We start from the raw sequence: 22,766 nt of genomic DNA, 5'->3' as shown, positions 1-22,766 counted from the left end.
AACTGACAACGAAACGTATACCAATATGGCTCATTCTTCTCGCTGGACAATGTCGCAAGTCACCGAATTATTTGAAAAACCGCTGCTGGATCTGCTGTTTGAAGCGCAGCAGATTCATCGTCAGCACTTCGATCCGCAGCAGGTTCAGGTCAGTACATTGTTGTCGATAAAGACCGGTGCCTGCCCGGAAGATTGTAAATACTGCCCGCAAAGTTCCCGCTATAAAACCGGCCTGGAAACGGAACGTTTGATGGAAGTTGAACAGGTTCTGGACTCTGCACGTAAGGCGAAACAAGCCGGTTCAACGCGGTTTTGCATGGGTGCGGCGTGGAAGAATCCTCACGAACGCGATATGCCTTACCTGGAACAGATGGTTCAGGGCGTGAAAGAACTGGGGCTGGAAGCCTGTATGACGCTGGGCACGCTGGACGAATCTCAGGCCCAGCGCCTGGCCAATGCGGGTCTGGACTACTACAACCACAACCTCGACACCTCGCCGGAATTTTACGGCAATATCATTACCACCCGTTCGTATCAGGAGCGCCTGGATACGCTGGATAAAGTGCGTGAGGCGGGCATTAAAGTGTGCTCCGGCGGGATTGTGGGACTGGGGGAAACGGTCACCGATCGCGCGGGTCTGCTGCTGCAACTGGCGAACCTACCCACCCCGCCAGAAAGCGTTCCCATCAACATGCTGGTGAAAGTAAAGGGCACGCCGCTCGCCGATAACGACGATGTGGATGCGTTTGATTTTATTCGTACTATCGCCATTGCGCGCATCATGATGCCGACGTCGTACGTGCGTCTTTCTGCCGGACGCGAGCAGATGAACGAACAAACCCAGGCAATGTGCTTTATGGCCGGGGCCAACTCGATTTTCTACGGCTGCAAATTGCTGACCACCCCGAACCCGAACGAAGATAAAGACCTGTTGTTGTTCCGCAAACTGGGTCTGAATCCGCAACAAACGGCGGTGCTGGCGGGCGATAACGAACAGCAGCAACGTCTGGAACAGGCGCTGCGTACTCCGGATACCGACGATTACTACAACGCGGCAACCGTATGACCTGGCAGCAAAAAATAGACGATGCGCTCGCTTTGCGTCGTTCTGCCGATGCCCTGCGTCGGCGCTATGCGGTGACGCAGGGCGCCGGTCGTTGGCTGCAGGCAGACGATCGCCGGTATCTGAATTTCTCCAGCAACGACTACCTTGGCTTAAGCCACCACCCTCAGATTATTTGTGCCTGGCAGCAGGGGGCAGAGCGTTTTGGGGTCGGCAGCGGTGGCTCGGGTCATGTCAGCGGTTATTCGGTTGCGCATCAGGCGCTGGAAGAAGAACTGGCCCACTGGCTGGGCTATTCGCGGGCGCTGTTGTTCATCTCCGGTTTTGCGGCTAATCAGGCGGTCATTACCGCGCTGATGGGCAAAGAGGATCGGATTGTCGCCGACCGACTCAGCCATGCCTCGCTACTGGAGGCTGCGAGCCTTAGCCCCGCCGTGCTACGTCGCTTTACCCACAACGATGCGCAGCATCTGGAACGTCTGCTGGCTGCCTCCTGTCCGGGGCAGCAGTTGGTGGTGACCGAAGGCGTGTTCAGCATGGATGGCGACAGCGCGCCACTGGCTGAAATCCACGCGGCGGCTGAGCGGCAAAGCGCATGGCTGCTGGTGGATGATGCCCACGGTATAGGCGTTACCGGTGAGGAAGGGCGCGGTTCATGCTTCCATCAACAGGTGAAACCTGAGCTGTTAGTGGTGACCTTCGGGAAGGGATTTGGCGTCAGCGGCGCGGCAATCCTGTGTTCAGACAGCGTGGCCGATTATCTGCTGCAGTTTGCCCGTCATCTGATTTACAGCACCAGTATGCCTCCGGCGCAGGCTCAGGCTTTACGCGCTGCGCTGACAGTGATCCGCAGCCGTGAAGGTGACGAGCGCAGAGCAAAACTGACAATGCTTATCCGGCGTTTTCGCGCCGGCATGACGACCCCTGATTTAGTGCTGGCGCATTCAGACAGCGCTATTCAGCCGCTGATCGTTGGCGACAACCATAAAGCCTTGCAACTGGCGCAGGTATTACGGCAACAGGGATGCTGGGTGACGGCAATCCGTCCACCCACCGTGCCGGTCGGCACCGCCAGACTTCGTCTCACGCTGACCCAGGCGCATGAGCCCCAGGACATCGACCGCTTGCTGGAGGTGCTGCATGGCGCAGGTTGATAAGCAAGCCATTGCCGCCGCGTTTGGTCGCGCGGCTTCCCTCTACGAACAACACGCTGAACTCCAGCGCCAGAGCGCCGATGCGTTACTGGCACGACTGGATGGTCGTCAGTTCGACCACGTGCTGGATGCGGGCTGTGGCCCGGGGCGTATGAGTCGTTACTGGCGGCAGCAGGGGAGCAAAGTCAGCGCCCTGGATCTGTCGGCGCAAATGTTGGCAGAAGCACAGCGTCACGATGTTGCTCATCACTATTTATTGGCGGATATCGAAGCTCTACCGCAGGCGAGCGCCACTTTTGACCTGGCCTGGAGCAATCTGGCCGTGCAGTGGTGTAGCGATTTACGCGGCGCGTTAAGCGAGTTGTACCGGGTGGTACGCCCGGGCGGGATAGTGGCGTTTAGTACCCTGGCACACGGCTCGATGCCAGAACTGCGTCAGGCGTGGCGAGCGGTTGATGACCGGGAGCATGCCAACCGTTTTTTGCCCGTGGAACAGCTGGAAAGCGCCCTGGATGGCTGGAATGTTGACTACCAGTCTCATGCCATCACGCTGTGGTTTAACGACGCGCTAAGCGCCATGCGCTCGCTGAAAGGCATCGGCGCGACGCATTTGCATGATGGCCGCGAGCAGCGCTTACTTACTCGTTCACAGTTGCACCAGGTGCAGTTAGCCTGGCCCCAGCAGCAGGGGAGATATCCGCTGACCTATCATCTATTTTTGGGAGTGATTCAACGTGACTAGCACGTATTTTGTCACCGGGACAGACACCGAAGTGGGTAAAACTATTGCCAGCTGCGCGCTGCTCCAGGCGGCGGGGTTGTTGGGATTACGAACCGTCGGCTATAAGCCCGTGGCGTCCGGTAGTGAAATAACGGCTGAAGGACTGCGCAATAGCGATGCGCTGGCTCTACAGCGCAATAGCGTTGTAGCCGTGGATTATGCAGCCATCAATCCGTATACCTTCGCGGAACCTACCTCACCGCATATCATCAGTGCTGACGAAGGGCGCCCCATTCAGGCCTCCGTGATGTCTGCGGGATTACGCACGCTGGAAGAGCAGGCTGAATGGGTACTGGTAGAAGGCGCGGGCGGATGGTTTACGCCGCTTTCGCCAACACTGAGTTTTTCTGACTGGGTAAAAGCGGAGCAACTGCCGGTGATTCTGGTGGTTGGCGTTAAGCTTGGTTGCATCAATCACGCCATGCTGACCGCTCAGGCGGTGCAGCAGGCCGGACTGACCCTTGCCGGATGGGTCGCCAATGATGTGACGCCGCCTGGAAAACGTCATGCAGAATATATGGCGACGCTCAGGCGTGTGCTTGCGGCACCGCTGCTGGGGGAAATTCCCTGGCTGGCAGAAAAGCCGGAGCAGGCATCAACAGGGCATTATATCGATCTTAGCGCTTTATCTGCGTTGTCCCCCAGTCGTTAATTAGCGGGTCGCCGAACGGTGTTATTTGCCCCTGCGCTACGTTACGCCCACGGTGTAACAGGCAATAGCAATCGGCGACCCGTCGAATAAACGGCAGGCTCTGCTCCGCGAGCATAATGGCGATGCCAAGTTCCTGGCTTAGCTTGACAATCAGATTACCCAGCCTGTGGATATAAGCCTGACCACTTCCTCGCGTGGGTTCATCGAGGATCAGCAGGCGCGGGCGTGTGACCAGCGCGCTGGCGAGCGCAAGCTGGTGCTGATTTTCCTCCGACAATGCCACTCCTTTGACCTGACGCAGTTCGAAAAGCTGTGGAAACAGGTGGTAAATATCGCTGCTGTTCATCGTTTCGCTTTCTTCAACCGCCTGACGCGCAATATGCAGATTTTCCTCGACCGTTAGTTGTGAAAAAATCCGTCTCTCTTGTGAAACGTAGTTAATACCCAGCGCAATGCGATTTGCCGTCGGAATCGGACTCAGGTCGCGCGGCGGTGCGCCAGCCTGATGCCAGAACATGGTTCCGCTTTCAATCGGTAAATTGCCGATAATGCAATTGGCAAGCGTAGTCTTTCCCATCCCCGGAAGCCCCAGCACGCCGGTACATTTGCCGGGCAGCAGGTCGAGATCCACATCCCACAATGAGTGTTGATTGCCGTAATAGTGATTCACTGCGCGAAGACTCAACATAGATTTCTCCATCATGATGTTATCGGCCCCACTAACAGGTCGTCGGAAGAAACCTGCAATTCTCTTGCCAGAAGCGGGATTCGTGGTAGAAACAGCGTGATAGCATACTAAAAGCGCAAAAATGTCCGGTTCATCAGATGGGAAGGGCTGTTTTGTGCACATTGCCAGTGCCTGGCGGTATCGTGATGGTGCAGGCAGGAAAATGATGAAAATGCGAGCAAGATCCCGGCCATTCCAGGTTGCTTCGTTAGCTGATAAATATCAAAAAATAGCGATAATTTTTTTTTATGCCTGCGGAAAAGAGAGTCAGGGTGTTTTTGCCAGGCTACAGTCCATACGGGTTGGAGGCAGTTATCCACTATTCCTGTGGATAACCTTGTGTATTAGAGTTAGAAAACACAATGTAAGCGAGAGAAGACGCGGGTTGCGACTAAATTGATGCGAAAGACGGCTTGTGATAATAATCATTAAATTACAGAAAGTTAGATAAAAGCAATGGCTGTCGCAGAAGTGTCATGTGTTGCCACAAAACTTTCATCGGGTAGCTTGACAAATGTTAAAAAAGTCATTGCTTTGGGGATAACACGTTTTTGCTGGTGTTTTATCTTGTCTCTGGCCAAATTTTAGCCTGTACTCACGCTCGTTCAGATGGCGTATCAGAAATATTCTGGCGTGTTACTGTTTTTTCATCCAGTATTTTTTACTGGCAAAATATACCACTGCGAGTAAAATTACACACCTGCCCGCCCATTGCTTCAGGTAGCTGCTCATGAGTAAACCGTTCAAACTTAATTCCGCTTTTAAACCCTCTGGCGATCAGCCTGAGGCAATTCGCCGTCTGGAAGAAGGGCTGGAGGATGGTCTGGCGCATCAGACGCTACTGGGGGTGACGGGGTCTGGGAAAACATTCACCATCGCTAACGTGATTGCGGACTTGCAGCGTCCTACCATGGTGCTGGCCCCCAATAAGACGCTTGCTGCTCAGCTGTACGGTGAGATGAAAGAGTTCTTCCCGGATAACGCGGTGGAGTATTTCGTCTCTTACTACGACTATTATCAGCCGGAAGCCTACGTACCCAGTTCTGACACCTTCATCGAGAAAGATGCTTCGGTCAACGAACATATTGAGCAGATGCGCCTGTCGGCAACCAAAGCGCTGCTGGAGCGTCGGGATGTCGTCGTCGTGGCCTCCGTTTCCGCTATCTATGGTTTGGGCGATCCGGATCTGTACCTGAAGATGATGCTGCATCTGACGGTAGGGATGATTATCGATCAACGCGCGATCCTGCGCCGCCTTGCGGAACTGCAATACACCCGCAACGATCAGGCATTTCAGCGCGGGACCTTCCGTGTGCGTGGTGAAGTGATCGACATTTTCCCGGCTGAATCCGACGACATCGCGCTGCGTGTGGAACTGTTTGATGAAGAGGTTGAACGCTTATCGCTGTTTGACCCGCTCACCGGGCAGGTCGAATCCACGATTTCGCGCTACACCATCTATCCTAAAACGCACTACGTGACGCCGCGCGAACGTATCGTGCAGGCGATGGAAGAAATCAAAGTTGAGCTGGCAGAGCGGCGTAAAATTCTGTTGGCAAATAACAAATTGTTGGAAGAACAGCGGTTAAGCCAGCGTACACAGTTCGATTTGGAAATGATGAATGAGCTGGGTTACTGCTCGGGGATTGAAAACTACTCCCGCTATCTGTCCGGGCGTGGCCCCGGCGAGCCGCCGCCGACGCTGTTTGATTACCTGCCTGCCGACGGTCTGCTGGTGGTGGATGAATCCCACGTCACAATCCCACAAATTGGCGGCATGTATCGCGGAGACCGGGCGCGTAAAGAGACCCTGGTTGAATACGGATTCCGTCTGCCCTCGGCGCTGGATAACCGTCCGCTCAAATTTGAAGAGTTTGAGGCGTTGGCTCCACAAACCATCTACGTTTCAGCGACGCCGGGTAACTATGAGCTGGAGAAATCTGGTGATGAAGTGGTCGATCAGGTAGTACGACCGACCGGCCTGTTGGATCCGGTCATTGAGGTGCGTCCGGTGGCGACGCAGGTTGACGATCTGCTGTCGGAGATCCGCACCCGTGCGGCGATTAACGAACGTGTGCTGGTCACTACGCTCACCAAACGCATGGCGGAGGACCTCACCGAATATCTCGAAGAACACGGTGAGCGAGTGCGCTATCTGCACTCTGACATCGATACCGTGGAACGCATGGAAATCATTCGTGACCTGCGTCTGGGCGAGTTTGACGTGCTGGTGGGTATCAACCTGTTACGTGAGGGCCTGGACATGCCTGAAGTCTCGCTGGTGGCGATTCTGGACGCAGACAAAGAAGGGTTCCTGCGTTCTGAACGTTCGCTGATCCAGACCATTGGTCGTGCGGCGCGTAACATCAACGGTAAGGCTATTCTTTACGGCGACAAAATTACCGCCTCAATGGCCAAAGCGATTGGTGAAACTGAACGTCGTCGTGAGAAACAGCAGCTTTATAACGAAGAACACGGCATTACGCCGCAGGGGCTGAATAAGAAAGTGGTCGATATTCTGGCGTTGGGTCAGAATATTGCGAAGACCAAGGCGAAAGGCAAAGGGAAGTCACGCGCAGGTGCGAAGTCTGAGGTTGTCGAACTGGATATGACGCCAAAAGCGCTGCAGCAGAAGATTCACGAGCTGGAAGGACAAATGATGCAGCATGCGCAGAATCTTGAATTTGAAGAGGCCGCGACGATCCGCGACCAGTTGCATCAGTTGCGCGAGCTGTTTATCGCGGCGTCTTAACGCGTTGTTGAAGGTGGGGGAGACCCGTCATCCGGCCTGGAAACGTCAAGGTTGTGTATGCCTGATAAGCGTCAGCGCCATCAGGCAAATTCGCTCAGCCTAACGCCTGTACCGCTTTTTCCAGCGCGCTATGCAATAGCTGGCGATCATGGCGGTAGGGAATATCGCTGGCTTCCAGCACTTCCTGAATGACAACGCGATTGGTAACGGTGGAAACATCCACTTTCGGGCCCACAACTACGGCATCAATCACTTTCTTGCCAACATACTGTTCAATGATTGCCAGCTTATCGTTGAGTGTCAGGCTGGCTGCTGGCAGGCTTAACTCGCGGCCGAGATTACCGATGTAGACCATCGGGGCCGGCGTGCGACGTAACGCCTGCGCCAGATCGTCGAGCAGCAGGATCGGCATCAGACTGGTGTAAAAACTGCCTGGCCCTATCAGAATCAAATCCGCTTCGGCGATAGCTTCAACCGCTTCCCGCGTGGTGGGGACTTTTGGCGACAGCATCAGCTCCTGAGGAGGGATAGTGAGCTGATCGATATTCACTTCGCCATAGACTTCATGCCCCTGATCGTCGATAGCCATCAGATCCACTGGCAGCTCCGACATCGGAATTAAATGCGCATCGACCTTCAGCAGGTTACGAATTAAATTGATGGCTTCTAAAGGCCGCACGCTGAGGTGATCGAGTGCCTTTAACATCAGATTTCCGAGGTTATGCCCGGAAAGTTCGCCATTTCCGCCAAAACGATACTCAAACATAGCGGATGCGACGCTGGGCTGGGTAATTAACTGGTTGAGACAGTTACGCATGTCTCCCCAGGCGATCCCGCCTTCAGAGCGACGAATACGGCCTGTCGAGCCGCCGTTATCGGTCGTGGTGACGATACCCGTCAGGCGTGAGCCTAAAGGGGAAAGTGAGGAAAGAACGCGTCCTAATCCATGCCCTCCGCCGAGAGCGACAACGCGGTCCAAATCTGCCAGGGTGCGAGTGCGCATAGAGTTTCCTGATATCAATTGATCGGCGCTACAGTACCGTAAATAGCGTGTTTTCAGCAATTATCCAGTTGGCATCTGGCGAAATTTATTATCTGCGATCTACCCCTTTCTGACGATATAGACCTGACGGCAAGATGATGTATATCAATGCAAAACTATGGTTTTTGCTTATTCTGTAGCGAAAATGCACGATCGTGTCGCTATATAAATATTTATATAGCGAAAGTGTACATGGCAAAAGCGTCATTTACACGCTAGTATCGGCATAACCACAATGTACTCGAAGTATGACGAGTATAAACACTCTAGCCTCTGCACCTGGGTCAAATGATACGGTGCTTTGGCCGTGACAATACTTGAATAAGTTTGTCACCAGGGCGCAGGAAGAAATGACTACGTCTCCCGTATTTGGAAAGGTGTACATGGGCTCTCAACTTACCGATGCTTTCGCGCGTAAGTTTTACTACTTACGTTTGTCGATTACAGATGTGTGTAACTTTCGTTGCACCTACTGCCTGCCGGATGGCTATAAGCCCGGCGGGGTCACCAATAACGGCTTTTTAACCGTTGATGAAATTCGTCGTGTCACGCGTGCGTTCGCCAGTCTGGGAACGGAGAAAGTGCGTCTGACAGGTGGCGAACCTTCATTGCGTCGCGACTTTACCGACATCATCGCCGCCGTGCGTGAAAACGACGCCATCCGTCAGATTGCGGTGACCACCAATGGTTATCGTCTGGCGCGCGATGCCGCCGTCTGGCGCGATGCCGGGCTAACCGCGCTAAACGTCAGCGTCGACAGCCTGGATGCCCGTCAGTTTCATGCCATTACCGGGCAGGACAAGTTTCAGCAGGTGATGGCAGGTATTGACGCCGCCTTTGATGCGGGTTTTGAAAAAGTGAAAGTCAACACCGTGCTGATGCGCGACGTAAACCATCATCAGCTGGACACCTTCCTGGCCTGGATCCAACCACGGCCGATCCAACTGCGTTTTATTGAACTGATGGAAACAGGCGAGGGCAGCTCGCTCTTCCGTAAACACCATATCTCTGGCCAGGTACTGCGCGATGAGCTGCTGCGCCGCGGCTGGATTCATCAGATCCGACAGCGCAGCGACGGCCCGGCTCAGGTTTTCTGCCATCCTGACTATGTTGGCGAAATTGGTCTGATCATGCCTTATGAGAAAGACTTCTGCGCTACCTGCAACCGTCTGCGCGTTTCCTCTGTCGGTAAGCTTCATCTGTGTTTATTCGGTGAAGGTGGCGTTAGCCTGCGTGATTTGCTGGAAGATGACGCTCAGCAGTCGGCGCTGGAAGAACGCATTTCAGCTGCGCTGCTGGAGAAAAAACAGACCCATTTCTTACATCAGAACAATACCGGTATTACGCAAAACTTATCTTATATTGGCGGCTGATCGCTAAAAGGAGTTTTTCATGAGTCAGGTAAGCGCTGAATTTATCCCGACACGCATTGCTATTCTTACTGTTTCCAATCGTCGTGGCGAAGAAGATGACACCTCCGGCCATTATCTGCGTGACTCGGCGCAAGAAGCGGGTCATCAAATAGTCGACAAGGCGATTGTCAAAGAGAACCGTTACGCCATCCGCGCCCAGGTTTCAGCCTGGATTGCCAGTGACGACGTGCAGGTTGTGCTCATCACCGGCGGCACCGGGTTAACCGAAGGGGACCAGGCGCCGGAAGCGCTGCAACCGTTGTTCGACAGAGAAGTTGAAGGGTTCGGCGAAGTCTTCCGTATGTTGTCGTTTGAAGAGATTGGCACCGCGACGCTGCAATCCCGGGCGATTGCCGGAGTCGCCAATAAAACGCTGATTTTCGCCATGCCGGGGTCGACCAAAGCGTGTCGTACCGCCTGGGAAAATATTATTGCGCCGCAGCTTGATGCCCGTACGCGTCCGTGTAATTTCCACCCACATTTGAAGAAATAAGTATGTCGCAACTGACTCATATTAACGCCGCTGGCGAAGCGCATATGGTGGATGTCTCCGCCAAAGCGGAAACGGTACGCGAGGCGCGTGCCGAAGCCTTTGTTACCATGCGTAGTGATACGCTGGCGATGATTATCGATGGCAGTCACCATAAGGGCGATGTATTCGCCACGGCGCGTATTGCGGGTATTCAGGCCGCCAAACGGACCTGGGATCTTATCCCGCTGTGTCATCCGCTGATGCTGAGCAAGGTGGAAGTCAATCTGCACGCCGAGCCTGAGCACAACCGCGTACGCATTGAAACGCTGTGTCGCCTGACCGGGAAAACCGGTGTCGAAATGGAAGCGTTAACGGCTGCCTCCGTAGCGGCGTTGACTATCTACGATATGTGTAAAGCGGTGCAAAAGGATATGGTGATTGGTCCGGTGCGTCTGCTGGCAAAAAGCGGCGGCAAATCCGGAGATTTTAAGGTGGATGCGCATGATTAAGGTTCTCTTCTTTGCTCAGGTACGCGAACTGGTAAATACCGATGCGTTAGAGGTCGCCGCCGAGTTTGCAACGGTAGAAGCGCTGCGTAAGCATCTTGCGGCAAAAAGCGATCGCTGGGCGTTGGCGCTGGAAGACGGTAAGCTGCTGGCGGCGGTAAACCAGACGCTGGTCGATTTTGACCATACCCTTAACGCGGGTGACGAAGTGGCTTTCTTCCCACCGGTAACCGGAGGCTAAGATGGCTGAAACGCGAATTGTTGTTGGCCCTGCGGCGTTTCGTGTCGGGGATGAATATCCCTGGCTGGCCGAACGTGACGAGGACGGCGCGGTGGTCACTTTCACCGGGAAAGTCCGCAACCACAATCTCGGAGATAGCGTGCAGGCGTTAACGCTGGAACACTATCCAGGGATGACCGAAAAAGCGCTGGCGGAGATTGTCGATGAAGCGCGTTCGCGCTGGCCGCTGGGACGAGTAACAGTGATTCATCGCATTGGCGAACTGTGGCCGGGTGACGAAATCGTTTTTGTTGGCGTGACCAGCGCGCATCGTAGCAGTGCGTTTGATGCCGGGCAGTTCATTATGGATTACCTGAAAACCCGCGCGCCGTTCTGGAAGCGCGAGGCCACGCCGGAAGGTGAACGTTGGGTTGATGCTCGCGACAGCGATAAGCAGGCGGCAAAACGCTGGTAGAGTAGTACACTTGTGTTAGGCTCATACTGATTCAGGAGATTGTCATGGACCGATTCCCACGATCCGATTCTATTGTGCAGGCGCGTTCCGGTCTGCAAACCTATATGGCGCAGGTCTATGGCTGGATGACTTGCGGGCTGTTGCTGACGGCGTTTATCGCCTGGTATGCGGCAAATACGCCTGCGGTGATGATGTTTGTTTTCTCCAGCAAAATCACCTTCTTTGGCCTGATCATCGCCCAACTGGCGCTGGTGTTTGTCCTGTCTGGCATGGTGCAAAAGCTTAGCGCGGGTGTGGCGACCACGCTATTTATGCTCTACTCGGCGTTAACCGGTCTGACGCTATCAAGCATTTTCATTGTCTATACCTATTCGTCTATCGCCAGTACCTTTGTGGTCACCGGCGGGATGTTTGGTATCATGAGTTTGTACGGCTACACCACCAAGCGCGATCTGAGCGGCTTCGGCAATATGCTGTTTATGGCGCTGATCGGTATTGTGCTGGCCTCGCTGGTTAACTTCTGGCTGAAGAGTGAAGCGTTGATGTGGGCGGTGACGTACATAGGGGTGATTGTGTTTGTCGGCCTGACCGCCTATGACACGCAGAAGCTGAAAAATATCGGTGAGCAGATCGATCTGCGCGACAGTTCCAACTTGCGTAAATACGCTATTCTTGGGGCGTTAACACTGTATCTGGACTTCATTAACCTGTTCCTGATGCTGCTGCGTATCTTCGGCAATCGTCGTTAATTTTCCGTCACCGGATGGCGTAAGCCGCCATCCGGTGAATTATTTCGCCATCGCCTTCTCGTTTTTTACCCGCAACTTTTTTGCCCGACTCTCCAGCAGCAAATAACACACCAGTGCCAGCAGCAGCGGAATAAAATAGTACAACACGCGATACGCCAGCAGAGCGGCAATAATCGTTCCCTGAGACGTTTTTTCTCCTGCCAGCAGCGCCATAAAGACCGCTTCCAGCACGCCGATCCCCGCCGGAATATGCACGATTACGCCGGCAATACTGCTCACCAGCAGCACGCCCAGCACGAAGAAATAATCGATATTCTGACCGAGCAACAACCAGATAATCGCCCCCATTACCATCCAGTTAGCACTGGATATCGCCATTTGCGCGAGGGCAAATTTCCAGGAGGGTAGCACCAGCTTTTGGCCCTTGATGGTGATGTGTCGATGCTTAGCGAAGGCGCAAAACCACAGATAAACGACAATAATCAGCAGCAGCGCTACGCCTAAAATACGCAGCGTACCTTCATCGATATACCAGTGTGCGGGCAGTTCAACGATGCCGAAGGTAAAAATAAAACCGCCCAGCAGAATATAGCCCAACCAGTTGGTGGTAATGCTCAGCGAAAAAATGCGGGTGATTGTGCTCCCCGGTAATCCGAGGCGAGAGTAGAGCCGATAGCGCATCCCAATACCGCCTACCCAGGTGCTTAACGTCAGGTTGAAGGCGTAACAGATAAACGACACCAGCATGACCTGACGTTTTGCCAGCTTATGGCCGCAATAATAGCGTCCGAGCAGGTCATAACAGCCGTAAAGCAAATAACTGACAATCACCAGCCCCACGGCGCTGAGCAGGGCAATCCGGTTGTAATCGCGGATGACCGTCCACACCTCCTGCCAGTTGACTTTGCTGGCATAAACCACCAGCAATACGATGACCGCAATAAAAAACAGCCATGTAAGGATCTTTTTCGCTAATCGCCAGCGTCGGTGGCTTTTTGCCATCAGGATTTTCCTCCTGCATCCTCAGTTGGAATACGATCCTGCGTTTCCAGCGTGGGCTGTGCGGGCGGCTCTACCTCAGCCAGATGCGGGGTATGCGCCGGTAGCCAGCCGACCAGAGCCGGGAAGTGGCGTAAAAAGTGGAACGCCAGTACGCTTTTGGTCAGGTTCCACCAGGTGCGCTTGGGCAGCATGGATTCATCAACACGCTTGCAGTCCTGCGCAATGATAGGGTTCAGGTTGTTACGTAAAGTCTGGTTAAACGTGCGGTCATGAATAATCAGATTTGCCTCCAGATTGAGCGACAGGCTCAGGGGGTCGAGATTGCTGGAACCGACCGTTGCCCAATGGTCATCCATCAGTGCCACTTTGCCGTGCAGAGGCCTACGCCGGTATTCATAAACATGGACGCCGCCTTTAACCAGATAGTTGTACAGCAGGCGGGCGCCAACTTTTACAATCGGCATATCCGGTTCACCCTGGACGATGAGTTTTACCCGCACGCCGCGTCTCGCTGCTTTACGCAGGGCATGCAGCAGGCGATAGCCTGGAAAGAAATAGGCATTGGCAATAATCACTTCCCGCCGTGCCTGGGTCAGCATTTTCAGATAGTGGCGTTCAATATCATCACGATGTTCTTCATTATCACGCCAGACAAACAGTGCCTGTGCTTCGCCGGGATGATGATTATCGACGGCCCGATGATGACGTCGCCACCAGCGTCGTACTGCGCTTTGCCCCGGTAGGTTCTCCAGCACGAATGTCAGGATATCAGCCACAACAGGGCCTTCAACGCGAACGGCGTAATCCTGCTTGGCCTCCGGGCCGTAATCAGACATATGTTCAGCGGAATAATTGATGCCGCCGACAAAAGCAACACGATCGTCAATGACCACTATTTTGCGATGCATTCGGCGAAAGAGATTGGTGCGCATACCGAACAGGCGCGGACGTGGATCGTAGTAGCGGAAGACAACGCCGGCTGTGGTCAGCTCTTCAACAAAACGGTCGCTAAGATCCGGCGAGCCGTAGCCATCCAGCAGCACCTCTGCTTTGATTCCTCGCCGGGCGGCTTCGAGCAACGCGGCATGCAGCTGTTTTCCTACCGCATCTTCAAACCAGATAAAGGTCTCAAGGATAATTTTTTGTTGCGCCTGTTTAATGGCGTCAAAAACGGCGGGGTAGAATTGATCGCCGTTTTCCAGCAGTTGAATTTGATTGCCTTCACGCCAGCCATATTTCATAAATGAATCTCCGCACTCAGAGGGGCATGATCGGACAAATGTCGCCAGTGACGCAGCGCCAGCGTCGTTGGGGTACTGGCATTCGCGTTTTTCACATAGATCCTGTCCAGACGCAGCAGGGGAAACTGCACCGGAAATGTGCGTGCTGGGCGACCGTGGGCGCGGGTAAAAATCTCGTCAAGTCCGGCTCTGGTTTTCAACGGGTGATTGGCCGTTTGCCGCCAGTCGTTGAAATCTCCAGCGATCACCACCGGTTCCGCGTCGGGCAGGGCATTGACCCAATCAGCCAGCATCGCAAGCTGGGCCTGGCGATGAGCTTCGCGTAAACCGAGATGCACACACATGACATGAATGGGGTGGGAGAGCATTGGTGGCGCGATACGGCAGTAAAGCACCCCGCGTTTTTCACTCGCGCCGACCGACACATCACGATTTTCATCATGTTCAATGGGATAACGCGATAGCACCGCATTACCGTGATGCCCCTGCGGGTACACAGCATTACGCCCATAGGCGAAGTCGCTCCACATTGTGTCCGCCAGAAATTCGTAGTGGGTGGTATCCGGCCAGTTCTCAATGCGCAATGAGTGAGCTTCGTGCGCACCCATCACTTCCTGCAGGCATACAATGTCCGCACCAACCGTTCTGACGGCCTCCCTTAGCTCAGGCAAAATAAAACGCCGATTGAAGGCGGTGAACCCTTTGTGAGTATTAATGGTGAGCACATTGAATGAAAATTGAACTCCCGATCCGCTCATGAGCCTCCCGTTGGCGTCACTTCCTAAATAAAATAGTGTAGTCATCGTCACAAAAAGATGCAGTGTTGCGGAATTTTCCGTAAAGTCCGGTACTCTGAACAATTAGTTGAAAATCCTTCAGGAGAAAAGCCATGAGGTGGCAACAACGTGTTCGTGTCGCAACGGGTCTAAGTTGCTGGCAGATTGTGTTGCATTTACTGGTAGTGGCGTTGCTGGTAATGGGCTGGATGAGCGGCACGCTGGTGCGCGTCGGCCTGGGATTATGCGTCGTTTACGGCGTAACAGTTTTATTAATGCTGGCCTTGCAACGTCACCATGAACAGCGCTGGCGCGACGTAGCGGATGTGCTGGAAGAACTCACCACCACGTGGTATTTCGGTGCTGCGATGATCGTGCTGTGGTTACTGTCACGCGTGCTGCAAAACAACGTTTTGCTGGCACTGGCGGGGCTGGTGATCCTGGCCGGACCCGCTGTGGTCTCGCTGCTGGCGAAAGACAAAAAGCTACATCACCTTGCGTCGAAACATCGCATACGCCGCTGAGCCGGTTGTGGCCGCTATCACCAACAGCGGCCACAAACTTCCCCAGACAATCTGCAGACTCGCATCCTTCAGGTAAATCTGTTTCGTAATGTCCGTAAAATGGCGGATTGGGTTAATCCACGTCAGATTCTGTAACCACACCGGCATATTTTCGACCGGCGAGACGTAACCTGAGAGCAAAATCGCCGGCATCATAAACACAAACACGCCGATAAACGCCTGCTGCTGTGTCGCGCACAGCGATGAAATCAGCAAACCAAAGCCGACCAACGACAGCCCGTAAATCACCATCGTGAAATAGAACAGCCCCAGTGAACCGGCAAACGGAATGTCATAAGCCCAAATGCCGATTGCCAGCACAATGGTGGCCTGAAAGGTTGCCACAATTAGTGCGGGAACCGCTTTGCCGATGAAAATCTGCCAGGTGGTAAGCGGAGAGACCAGCAGCTGATCCAGCGTGCCTTGTTCGCGCTCACGGGCAACCGACAGCGAGGTGACGATCATTACGCCGATAGTGGTGATCATCGCGATCAGCGACGGTACTACGAACCATTTGTAATCCAGATTCGGGTTATACCAGTTACGCACGACCAGCTCGCTATTGTTTGGTTTCGGCTTGCCGTCCATCAGCTCCTGCTGATACGTCTTAACGATCTGCTGCAGGTAGTTGGCGGCAATTTGCGCGCTGTTGGAGTTACGCCCATCGAGGATAATTTGCATGGGTGCCTGCTGGAAGGTGTCCAGATTGCGCGAAAAGTTGGCCGGGAAGCGCACCAGCAGCAGGGCTTTTTGCGTGTCGATAGTCGGCTTAATTTCCTGGGGACTTTTAAGCAGCAGAACATGGGTAAAGGCGCTGGCGCGGGCGAAGCGTTGGGTTAACTCCACCGAATGTTTACCGTTGTCTTCGTTATAGATAGCGATCGTGGCGTTGGTCACTTCCAGCGTCGCCGCAAACGGGAACAGGATCACCTGAATCAGTACCGGTAAAATCAGAATGGCTCGCGTCTGCGGTTCGCGTAACAGCGATTGCAGCTCTTTGCGAATTAACGTCCATAAGCGATGAAACATGCCCGTCCCCTTAATCCAGCCGACGTTTGGTTTTAAGCCACGTCAGGCCAATAAACATTACCGCCGAAGCGATTAAAAACAGCACGTTGATAATTAGCACCACAGGAATATTTCCAGCCAGAAACAGGCTTTGCAGGGTGCTGACGAAATAACGCGCCGGAATAATGTAGGTTACCGCCCGGATAATCGCGGGCATGCTGTCTATCTGGAAGATAAAACCTGACAGCATAATCGAGGGCAGGAAAGCGGCGTTCAGCGCCACCTGTGCGGCGTTAAACTGGTTGCGGGTAATAGTCGAAATCAACAGGCCCATGCCGAGCGTACTCAGCAGAAACAGGCTGGTAATAAAAAACAGGATTAGCAGCGAGCCGCGATAGGGCACGCCGAGAATAAATACCGACACCAGCATACACAGCAGCATCGCCAGCATGCCGAGAAAATAATAGGGGATCAGTTTACACAGCAGCAGCTCTACGCGGGTGACTTCGGTAGAAAGCAGCGCCTCCATGGTTCCGCGTTCCCATTCGCGCGCCACTACTAATGAGGTGAGGATCGCGCCAATGACCGTCATTATAATTGTTACCGCTCCGGGAATAATAAAATGCTGGCTGATGGCTGCCGGGTTAAACCAGTAGCGGGTCTGCACGTCGATCAAGGGCTTGAATGATTCTCCACGATCTTCCGCCCGCTGTTGTTGCCAGATCTGCCAAATGCCTTCGACATAACCCTGTACAAAGTTGGCAGTATTGGGTTCGCTGCCGTCGGTGATCACCTGGATCGGCGCCACGTCGTTTGGTCGCGCCATCTGCTGGGCGAAATCCACTGGGATTACCACCAGCCCGCGAATGCGCCCGGCCTGCATTTTCTCAATCAATTCCTGACGGTTATCGCTGATAGTGGCGTCAATATACGGCGAGCCGGTCATGGTATGGGTAAAATCCAGCGCCTCTTCGCTTTGCTGTTCGAGCAAAATCCCTACCCGTAGCTTGCTGGAGTCGAGGTTGATCCCGTAGCCGAAAATAAACAGCAGCAGCAACGGGATCACCACCGCAATCAGCCAACTGCTGGGATCGCGGACGATCTGGCGGGTTTCTTTCACGCACAGCGCGCGTACGCGACGCCAGGAGAGAGCGGAATTACTCATGCGCGTGCTCCTTATCCCAGTCATTGATTAGCGTGATAAACGCCTGTTCCATCGTCGGATCCGGCGTGTCGTTGTCGGCAGCCTGAGCTTTCAGGTCGTCCGGCGTACCGCTGGCAATCAGTTTGCCGCGATACACCAGCCCGATGCGATCGCAGTACTCCGCCTCGTCCATAAAGTGGGTGGTCACCATTACCGTGACACCTTTTTCCACCATGCTGTTGATATGCAGCCAGAACTCGCGGCGAGTGAGAGGATCGACCCCGGAAGTGGGTTCATCGAGGAACAAAATATCGGGTTCATGCATCAGCGAGCAGGCCAGCGCCAGGCGCTGCTTAAAGCCCAGCGGCAGTTCGTCGGTGGCGTGAGACGCGATGCTTTTCAGACCGAATGCCTCGCTCATACGATCGATTTTCTCCTTCTGTGCCCGACCGCGCAGGCCGTAGACGCCGGAGAAAAAGCGCAGGTTCTGCTCAACGGTCAGGTTGCCGTACAGCGAGAATTTTTGCGCCATATAACCCAGATGCTGGCGCGCTTTGCCGGAGCTGACCTTCAGATCCATGTCCAGCACCAGCGCTTTGCCATACGTGGGAACCAGCAGGCCGCACATCATTTTAAAGGTCGTGGATTTGCCTGCGCCGTTGGGCCCTAGTAGGCCAAAAATCTCGCCGCGCTGCACGGCAAAGTCTACGTGGTCGGTCGCGGCAAAATCGCCAAATTTCTTGGTCAGCGCTTTGGCTTCGATCACCGTTTCGCCAGGCGTGCCTTCTACGGTATGCAGGATAGCGCCCAGTGGGGACTCCGATGTCCCGGCTCCGCCGAGTAAATCGATAAAAGCATCCTCGAAACGGGGGGCGGTTTCGTTGATGGTTACTTCCGGCATGCCGTCAGCGTGTTGAATCTGCTGAACTGTCATGTCCTTTTTCAGGATTAAACGGACGGATTTCCCCTGAATCATCCCGTCGCTGACCAGCGGCAGTTTTAACGCGCGTTGCAGCAGTCGGCGGTTATTTTCCTGCGGACTGCTCATCAGGAAGCTTCGACCCGCCATGGTTTGCGTCAGCTGAGTGGGATCGCCCTGGTACAACAGCTCACCTTCGTTCATCAGCAGTACATCACGACATTGCTCTGCTTCATCCAGGTACGACGTACTCCAGAGGATCAGCATACCGTCCCCGGCCAGCTCATGAACCATTTGCCACAATTCGCGACGGGATATAGGGTCGACACCGACGCCAGGCTCATCCAGCAGCAGCACTTTGGGTTCGCCGACCAGCGTACAGGCCAGCCCGAGCTTTTGTTTCATGCCGCCGGAAAGTTTGCCGGCCAGTCGTCCGGTAAATGGCCCCAGCGAGGTAAATTCCAGTAACCGGGCAAAGGTTTTTTCTCGCGTTTCACCGGTGACGCTGCGCAAATCAGCATAGAGATTGAGGTTCTCCATGACGGTCAAATCTTCATACAGACCAAATTTCTGCGGCATATAGCCCAGCACCGCATGCAGCGCGCTGTCGTCCTTGATGGGATCAAAACCAATCACCGCAGCACTTCCGGCATCGGGTTTTAACAATCCCGCCAGCATGCGCATCAGCGTGGTTTTCCCCGCGCCGTCCGGTCCGACAAGTCCGGTCACGTAGCCCGCATGCACGGTACAGTCGAGCGGGGCGACGGCGGGTTTTTCCATTCCGGCAAAGTTTTTTGTCAGCCCTTTGAGCGTAATAACGGCATCATTCATGCCGTGCCTCGTCACTAAATTTGATCGTTACCGGCATTCCCTGGCGCAGCGCATCGTCCGCGTCGGTCACCACAATACGCAGGCGATAAACCAGATCGGTGCGCAGGTCAGGAGTTTCAACTGTTTTCGGCGTAAACTCGGCAGTAGGCGACACGAAGCCGATTTTACCGTGATACGGTTTGTCCGGACGGCCATCGGTGTAGAGCAGGATTTCGCGTCCCGGTTGGGCCTGGCTCAGATTCCGCTCATCTACGTAGGCGCGAACCCAAACCGGACGCGTAAGCGACAACGTCAGTACCGTGCCCCCTTCGTTCAGCATGCTACCAGGTTCCACCGCACGGGTGAGTAGTGTGCCGTCAGACGGGGAGATTAGCGTGGTGTCGTGTAAATTGAGCTCTGCCTGCGCAAGCTGGGCCTGAGCTTGTTCGAGCGTGGCTTTCGCCTGTTCAATGTCCTGTACACGATTACCGCTGCGATACTGGGTAAGTTTGTCCTGCGCAGATTTCAGCGAAGCCTGCGCCTGATCGCGTGATGAACGGGCATTTTCCAGATCGTTGGCGGAGATGGTGCGGCTTTTCCACAATCCTACCTGCCGATTATAAAAGTTCTGCGCGTAATCATAGGCGGCCTGCGCCTGTTTGACGGCCGCTGCTGCCTGAGCAATCTCTTCTGTGCGATACCCGGCCAGCATCAGATCGTATTGCGCCTGGGCGGCGGCAACATTGGCTTTCGCCTGCATTAACGCGTTTTCATATGGGGCGTGATCCAGTTCACCCAGCACCTGACCGGCTGTAATAGCATCGCCTTCGTCAACCGCCAGTGAGGCCAGCCTGCCGCCAACGCGAAAACTCAGGTTGACGCTACGGATATCGACATTGCCGTACAACGTCAGGCCGTTATCTTGCCGACTTTGATACCACCACGTTCCACCGGCAATCACGGCAACGAGGGCCGCGATAACCAGCCCGAGCACGACAGGTTTTTTCATGACTCCAGACTCCTTTGCGTTAAACCTTGCAGAATAAGATCGATGTGACAGGTGATCGTTTGGTCAATCAGCGCGCTTTTATCTTCATCAAATTGTGACCAACCTGTACGCAACAGAATGGTTTCTTTCCCAAGACGAAAGGCCAGCACCTCGCCGAGGATGGCGTGGGTGTGCAGAATCATTTGGGTATCGTTGGCATCGCCGCCGGTATAAGCAGCAATCAGGCGTGTTAAGTGTGTATGCAGCGGATTGATAACCTGGTCGTGCACCAGTTGATAAGCCGCGGTGGGTGAAAGCTGTTCGCGCGAGATAAATTTGCTCAGATTTACGGTGTCTTCCTGGGTGAGCAGCGTGATCATATTTTTGCAGGCGCGCAGGATCAATTCGCGCATTGCGCCACGATCCGGCTTTGGCTGGGCAAACAAACGCTCAGCTTCTTCAGCGTGCGGGCGAAACTGTGAGCCGATAAAATCCGCAATCCACTGGGCACAGGCGAGATACAAATCCTCTTTTGAGCCAAAATAGTAGGTGATAGCCGCAATATTTTGCCCGGCTTGCGCGGCGATATCGCGCGTGGTGGCATGCAGACCATACTCGCCAAACTGTGCCAACGCGGCGGCAATAAGCTGATTTTTTGCCTGTTCACCTTTGGTTGTCATGGTGGGTGTATTCATGGCACGACTCTGATCTTAATCAATCGATTGATTAAGATTATGACTGATGTGCAACCTTGTCCAGTCCGGGGCGTTATTTTCCTCAGCAGGGATAATTTATGCGGCACATCACAAAAACTGCTACACTCCGCCCCTTCATGACATTGTGGTTTTTGTCATCTCTATTGTATGTATCTCCCTGAAAACGACACCGGTAACGGTCAGGGCGGTTCGGAGTTGTTATGTCTTTTGATTCCCTTGGTTTAAACCCTGATATTTTACGTGCCGTTGCCGAACAGGGTTACCGTGAACCTACCCCTATTCAGCAGCAGGCAATCCCTGCCGTGCTGGAAGGCCGCGATCTGATGGCCAGCGCCCAGACCGGTACGGGGAAAACGGCAGGTTTTACCCTGCCGCTGTTGCAGCACCTGATTACTCATCAGCCGCATGGTAAAAGTCGTCGTCCGGTGCGTGCGCTGATCCTCACGCCAACCCGCGAACTGGCGGCTCAGATTGGCGAAAACGTACGTGATTACAGTAAGTATCTGAACATCCGCTCGCTGGTGGTCTTTGGCGGCGTTAGTATCAACCCGCAGATGATGAAGCTGCGCGGCGGCGTGGATGTGCTGATTGCCACGCCTGGCCGTTTGCTCGATCTGGAACACCAGAATGCGGTGAAACTGGATCATGTTGAGATCCTGGTACTCGATGAAGCTGACCGCATGCTGGATATGGGCTTCATTCACGACATTCGTCGTGTTCTGGCGAAGCTGCCGGCAAAACGCCAGAACCTGCTGTTCTCTGCAACGTTCTCTGACGATATTAAATCGCTGGCCGAAAAGCTGCTGCATAACCCGCTGGAAATTGAAGTGGCGCGTCGTAATACCGCGTCAGAGCAGGTGACTCAGCATGTGCATTTCGTGGATAAAAAACGCAAACGTGAACTGTTGTCGCAGATGATTGGTCAAGGCAACTGGCAGCAGGTGCTGGTATTTACCCGTACCAAACACGGTGCGAACCATCTGGCGGAACAGCTAAATAAAGACGGTATTCGCAGCGCGGCGATCCACGGTAACAAATCTCAGGGGGCGCGTACACGTGCGCTGGCTGATTTCAAATCCGGTGATATTCGCGTGCTGGTGGCGACGGATATCGCCGCGCGTGGCCTGGACATTGAAGAGTTGCCGCACGTAGTGAACTACGAGCTGCCAAACGTCCCGGAAGATTATGTGCACCGTATTGGTCGTACCGGTCGTGCTGCCGCCACTGGCGAAGCGCTGTCTCTGGTGTGCGTCGATGAACACAAGCTGCTGCGTGACATTGAGAAGCTGCTGAAAAAAGAGATCCCGCGTATTGCGACGCCAGGCTACGAGCCGGACCCATCCATCAAAGCCGAGCCGATCCAGAACGGTCGTCAGCAGCGTGGCGGTGGCGGTCGCGGTCAGGGTGGAGCCGGGCGTGGCCAGCAGCCGCGTCGTCAGGATGGCGGTGCGCCAAAAGCGAAACCGCGTAGCGGCGAAGGCAAACCGGCGGGCGATAAGCCTCGTCCACCGCGCCGTCCGCGCAAACCGTCTTCCGCGCAGTAATTGCGAGCCCGGCCGAAAGGTCGGGCTTTTCTTTTTGCGACACGTACCAG

General features: G+C 54.3%; 23 protein-coding genes and 1 riboswitch. Of the genes, 13 read left to right on the top strand and 10 right to left on the bottom strand.

The genetic code is table 11. The annotated features are described in order from the left end of the window. The first annotated feature begins 25 nt into the window (after positions 1-25). Genes bioB through bioD form a run of 4 tightly spaced genes read left to right on the top strand, consistent with a single transcriptional unit; the run spans position 26 to position 3,650 of the window. Positions 26-1,066: a biotin synthase BioB gene (gene bioB, locus NMD08_RS17885; protein WP_187252763.1), complete on the top strand. Its 1,041-nt coding sequence runs from the start codon at positions 26-28 to the stop codon at positions 1,064-1,066. After that, a complete protein-coding gene (bioF, locus tag NMD08_RS17880) occupies positions 1,063-2,217 on the top strand; it encodes an 8-amino-7-oxononanoate synthase (RefSeq protein ID WP_286543608.1) in 1,155 nt (384 codons plus the stop codon). Before bioB ends, bioF begins: the two co-directional genes overlap by 4 nt. After that, complete coding sequence (bioC, locus tag NMD08_RS17875) at positions 2,204-2,959, top strand: malonyl-ACP O-methyltransferase BioC (protein WP_151224984.1); 756 nt, start codon at positions 2,204-2,206, stop codon at positions 2,957-2,959. Before bioF ends, bioC begins: the two co-directional genes overlap by 14 nt. Beyond that, entirely contained in the window at positions 2,952-3,650 is a 699-nt protein-coding gene (bioD, locus tag NMD08_RS17870; RefSeq protein WP_151219593.1) for a dethiobiotin synthase, read from the top strand. Before bioC ends, bioD begins: the two co-directional genes overlap by 8 nt. Here the strand turns inward: bioD and NMD08_RS17865 are convergent. Then, the gene (locus NMD08_RS17865; RefSeq protein WP_151224985.1) at positions 3,616-4,338 is read right to left on the bottom strand and encodes an ATP-binding cassette domain-containing protein; all 723 of its coding nucleotides are present in this window, start codon (positions 4,336-4,338) and stop codon (positions 3,616-3,618) included. The two genes, bioD and NMD08_RS17865, sit on opposite strands and share 35 nt — an antisense overlap. Positions 4,339-5,107: 769 nt before the next feature. Here NMD08_RS17865 and uvrB point away from each other — a divergent pair. Then, positions 5,108-7,129 (top strand): excinuclease ABC subunit UvrB, encoded by a 2,022-nt coding sequence (gene uvrB, locus NMD08_RS17860; protein ID WP_103768867.1) that lies wholly within the window; start codon positions 5,108-5,110, stop codon positions 7,127-7,129. A 94-nt stretch (positions 7,130-7,223) separates the two neighbouring features. Here the strand turns inward: uvrB and yvcK are convergent, their stop codons facing one another. Further along, on the bottom strand, positions 7,224-8,132 hold the full coding sequence (yvcK, locus tag NMD08_RS17855; protein ID WP_151219595.1) for a uridine diphosphate-N-acetylglucosamine-binding protein YvcK: 909 nt from the start codon (positions 8,130-8,132) through the stop codon (positions 7,224-7,226). Positions 8,133-8,421: 289 nt separating this feature from the next. Beyond that, a riboswitch (molybdenum cofactor riboswitch) is annotated at positions 8,422-8,567 on the top strand. Here yvcK and moaA point away from each other — a divergent pair. The 6 genes from moaA to NMD08_RS17825 all read left to right on the top strand — a co-directional run bounded on the left by moaA (position 8,555) and on the right by NMD08_RS17825 (position 12,005). Further along, the gene (gene moaA / locus NMD08_RS17850) at positions 8,555-9,544 is read left to right on the top strand and encodes a GTP 3',8-cyclase MoaA (protein WP_151219596.1); all 990 of its coding nucleotides are present in this window, start codon (positions 8,555-8,557) and stop codon (positions 9,542-9,544) included. Its footprint overlaps the riboswitch before it by 13 nt. 19 nt (positions 9,545-9,563) lie before the next feature. After that, a complete protein-coding gene (moaB, locus tag NMD08_RS17845) occupies positions 9,564-10,076 on the top strand; it encodes a molybdenum cofactor biosynthesis protein B (RefSeq protein WP_003035187.1) in 513 nt (170 codons plus the stop codon). Positions 10,077-10,078: 2 nt separating this feature from the next. Next, positions 10,079-10,564, top strand: coding sequence for a cyclic pyranopterin monophosphate synthase MoaC (gene moaC / locus NMD08_RS17840; protein ID WP_151219597.1), 486 nt, complete (start codon positions 10,079-10,081; stop codon positions 10,562-10,564). Next, on the top strand, positions 10,557-10,802 hold the full coding sequence (gene moaD / locus NMD08_RS17835) for a molybdopterin synthase sulfur carrier subunit (RefSeq protein WP_151219598.1): 246 nt from the start codon (positions 10,557-10,559) through the stop codon (positions 10,800-10,802). Before moaC ends, moaD begins: the two co-directional genes overlap by 8 nt. Position 10,803: 1 nt before the next feature. Continuing rightward, on the top strand, positions 10,804-11,256 hold the full coding sequence (gene moaE, locus NMD08_RS17830; RefSeq protein WP_187260183.1) for a molybdopterin synthase catalytic subunit MoaE: 453 nt from the start codon (positions 10,804-10,806) through the stop codon (positions 11,254-11,256). A gap of 44 nt (positions 11,257-11,300) precedes the next feature. Continuing rightward, the gene (locus tag NMD08_RS17825) at positions 11,301-12,005 is read left to right on the top strand and encodes a Bax inhibitor-1/YccA family protein (RefSeq protein WP_038639068.1); all 705 of its coding nucleotides are present in this window, start codon (positions 11,301-11,303) and stop codon (positions 12,003-12,005) included. Positions 12,006-12,044: 39 nt separating this feature from the next. Here the strand turns inward: NMD08_RS17825 and NMD08_RS17820 are convergent, their stop codons facing one another. Genes NMD08_RS17820 through NMD08_RS17810 form a run of 3 tightly spaced genes read right to left on the bottom strand, consistent with a single transcriptional unit; the run spans position 12,045 to position 15,006 of the window. Continuing rightward, the gene (locus NMD08_RS17820) at positions 12,045-13,007 is read right to left on the bottom strand and encodes a lysylphosphatidylglycerol synthase domain-containing protein (RefSeq protein WP_187252759.1); all 963 of its coding nucleotides are present in this window, start codon (positions 13,005-13,007) and stop codon (positions 12,045-12,047) included. Then, positions 13,007-14,248 carry a cardiolipin synthase ClsB gene (gene clsB / locus NMD08_RS17815; protein WP_370618695.1) on the bottom strand — a complete coding sequence of 414 codons (1,242 nt, stop codon included), beginning with the start codon at positions 14,246-14,248 and terminating at the stop codon, positions 13,007-13,009. The genes NMD08_RS17820 and clsB overlap by 1 nt, the downstream gene beginning before the upstream one ends. Next, a complete protein-coding gene (locus NMD08_RS17810) occupies positions 14,245-15,006 on the bottom strand; it encodes an endonuclease/exonuclease/phosphatase family protein (RefSeq protein ID WP_210904860.1) in 762 nt (253 codons plus the stop codon). Before NMD08_RS17810 ends, clsB begins: the two co-directional genes overlap by 4 nt. 131 nt (positions 15,007-15,137) lie before the next feature. Here NMD08_RS17810 and NMD08_RS17805 point away from each other — a divergent pair, with 131 nt between their 5' ends. Further along, entirely contained in the window at positions 15,138-15,548 is a 411-nt protein-coding gene (locus tag NMD08_RS17805) for a YbhQ family protein (RefSeq protein ID WP_016152353.1), read from the top strand. Here the strand turns inward: NMD08_RS17805 and NMD08_RS17800 are convergent. The 5 genes from NMD08_RS17800 to cecR are packed head-to-tail and all read right to left on the bottom strand — an operon-like array spanning position 15,510 to position 21,151. Further along, on the bottom strand, positions 15,510-16,616 hold the full coding sequence (locus NMD08_RS17800) for an ABC transporter permease (protein WP_003837035.1): 1,107 nt from the start codon (positions 16,614-16,616) through the stop codon (positions 15,510-15,512). The two genes, NMD08_RS17805 and NMD08_RS17800, sit on opposite strands and share 39 nt — an antisense overlap. Positions 16,617-16,626: 10 nt before the next feature. Further along, positions 16,627-17,760, bottom strand: coding sequence for an ABC transporter permease (locus NMD08_RS17795; RefSeq protein ID WP_003831545.1), 1,134 nt, complete (start codon positions 17,758-17,760; stop codon positions 16,627-16,629). Further along, on the bottom strand, positions 17,753-19,489 hold the full coding sequence (locus tag NMD08_RS17790; RefSeq protein ID WP_370618692.1) for an ATP-binding cassette domain-containing protein: 1,737 nt from the start codon (positions 19,487-19,489) through the stop codon (positions 17,753-17,755). The genes NMD08_RS17795 and NMD08_RS17790 overlap by 8 nt, the downstream gene beginning before the upstream one ends. Continuing rightward, positions 19,482-20,477, bottom strand: a complete 996-nt coding sequence (hlyD, locus tag NMD08_RS17785) for a secretion protein HlyD (RefSeq protein ID WP_151224986.1) — start codon at positions 20,475-20,477, stop codon at positions 19,482-19,484. Before hlyD ends, NMD08_RS17790 begins: the two co-directional genes overlap by 8 nt. Then, the gene (gene cecR / locus NMD08_RS17780) at positions 20,474-21,151 is read right to left on the bottom strand and encodes a transcriptional regulator CecR (RefSeq protein WP_151219603.1); all 678 of its coding nucleotides are present in this window, start codon (positions 21,149-21,151) and stop codon (positions 20,474-20,476) included. Before cecR ends, hlyD begins: the two co-directional genes overlap by 4 nt. A gap of 221 nt (positions 21,152-21,372) precedes the next feature. Between cecR and rhlE the strand changes: the two genes are divergently transcribed. Continuing rightward, positions 21,373-22,716 (top strand): ATP-dependent RNA helicase RhlE, encoded by a 1,344-nt coding sequence (gene rhlE, locus NMD08_RS17775; RefSeq protein ID WP_151219604.1) that lies wholly within the window; start codon positions 21,373-21,375, stop codon positions 22,714-22,716. Positions 22,717-22,766 lie beyond the last annotated feature (50 nt).

Source organism: Citrobacter meridianamericanus (assembly GCF_041320245.1).
In the GTDB taxonomy this organism is placed as follows: Bacteria; Pseudomonadota; Gammaproteobacteria; order Enterobacterales; family Enterobacteriaceae; genus Citrobacter; species Citrobacter meridianamericanus.
The sequence above is the reverse complement of the archived record's forward strand: the minus strand, read 5'-3'. Positions and strand labels throughout refer to the sequence as shown.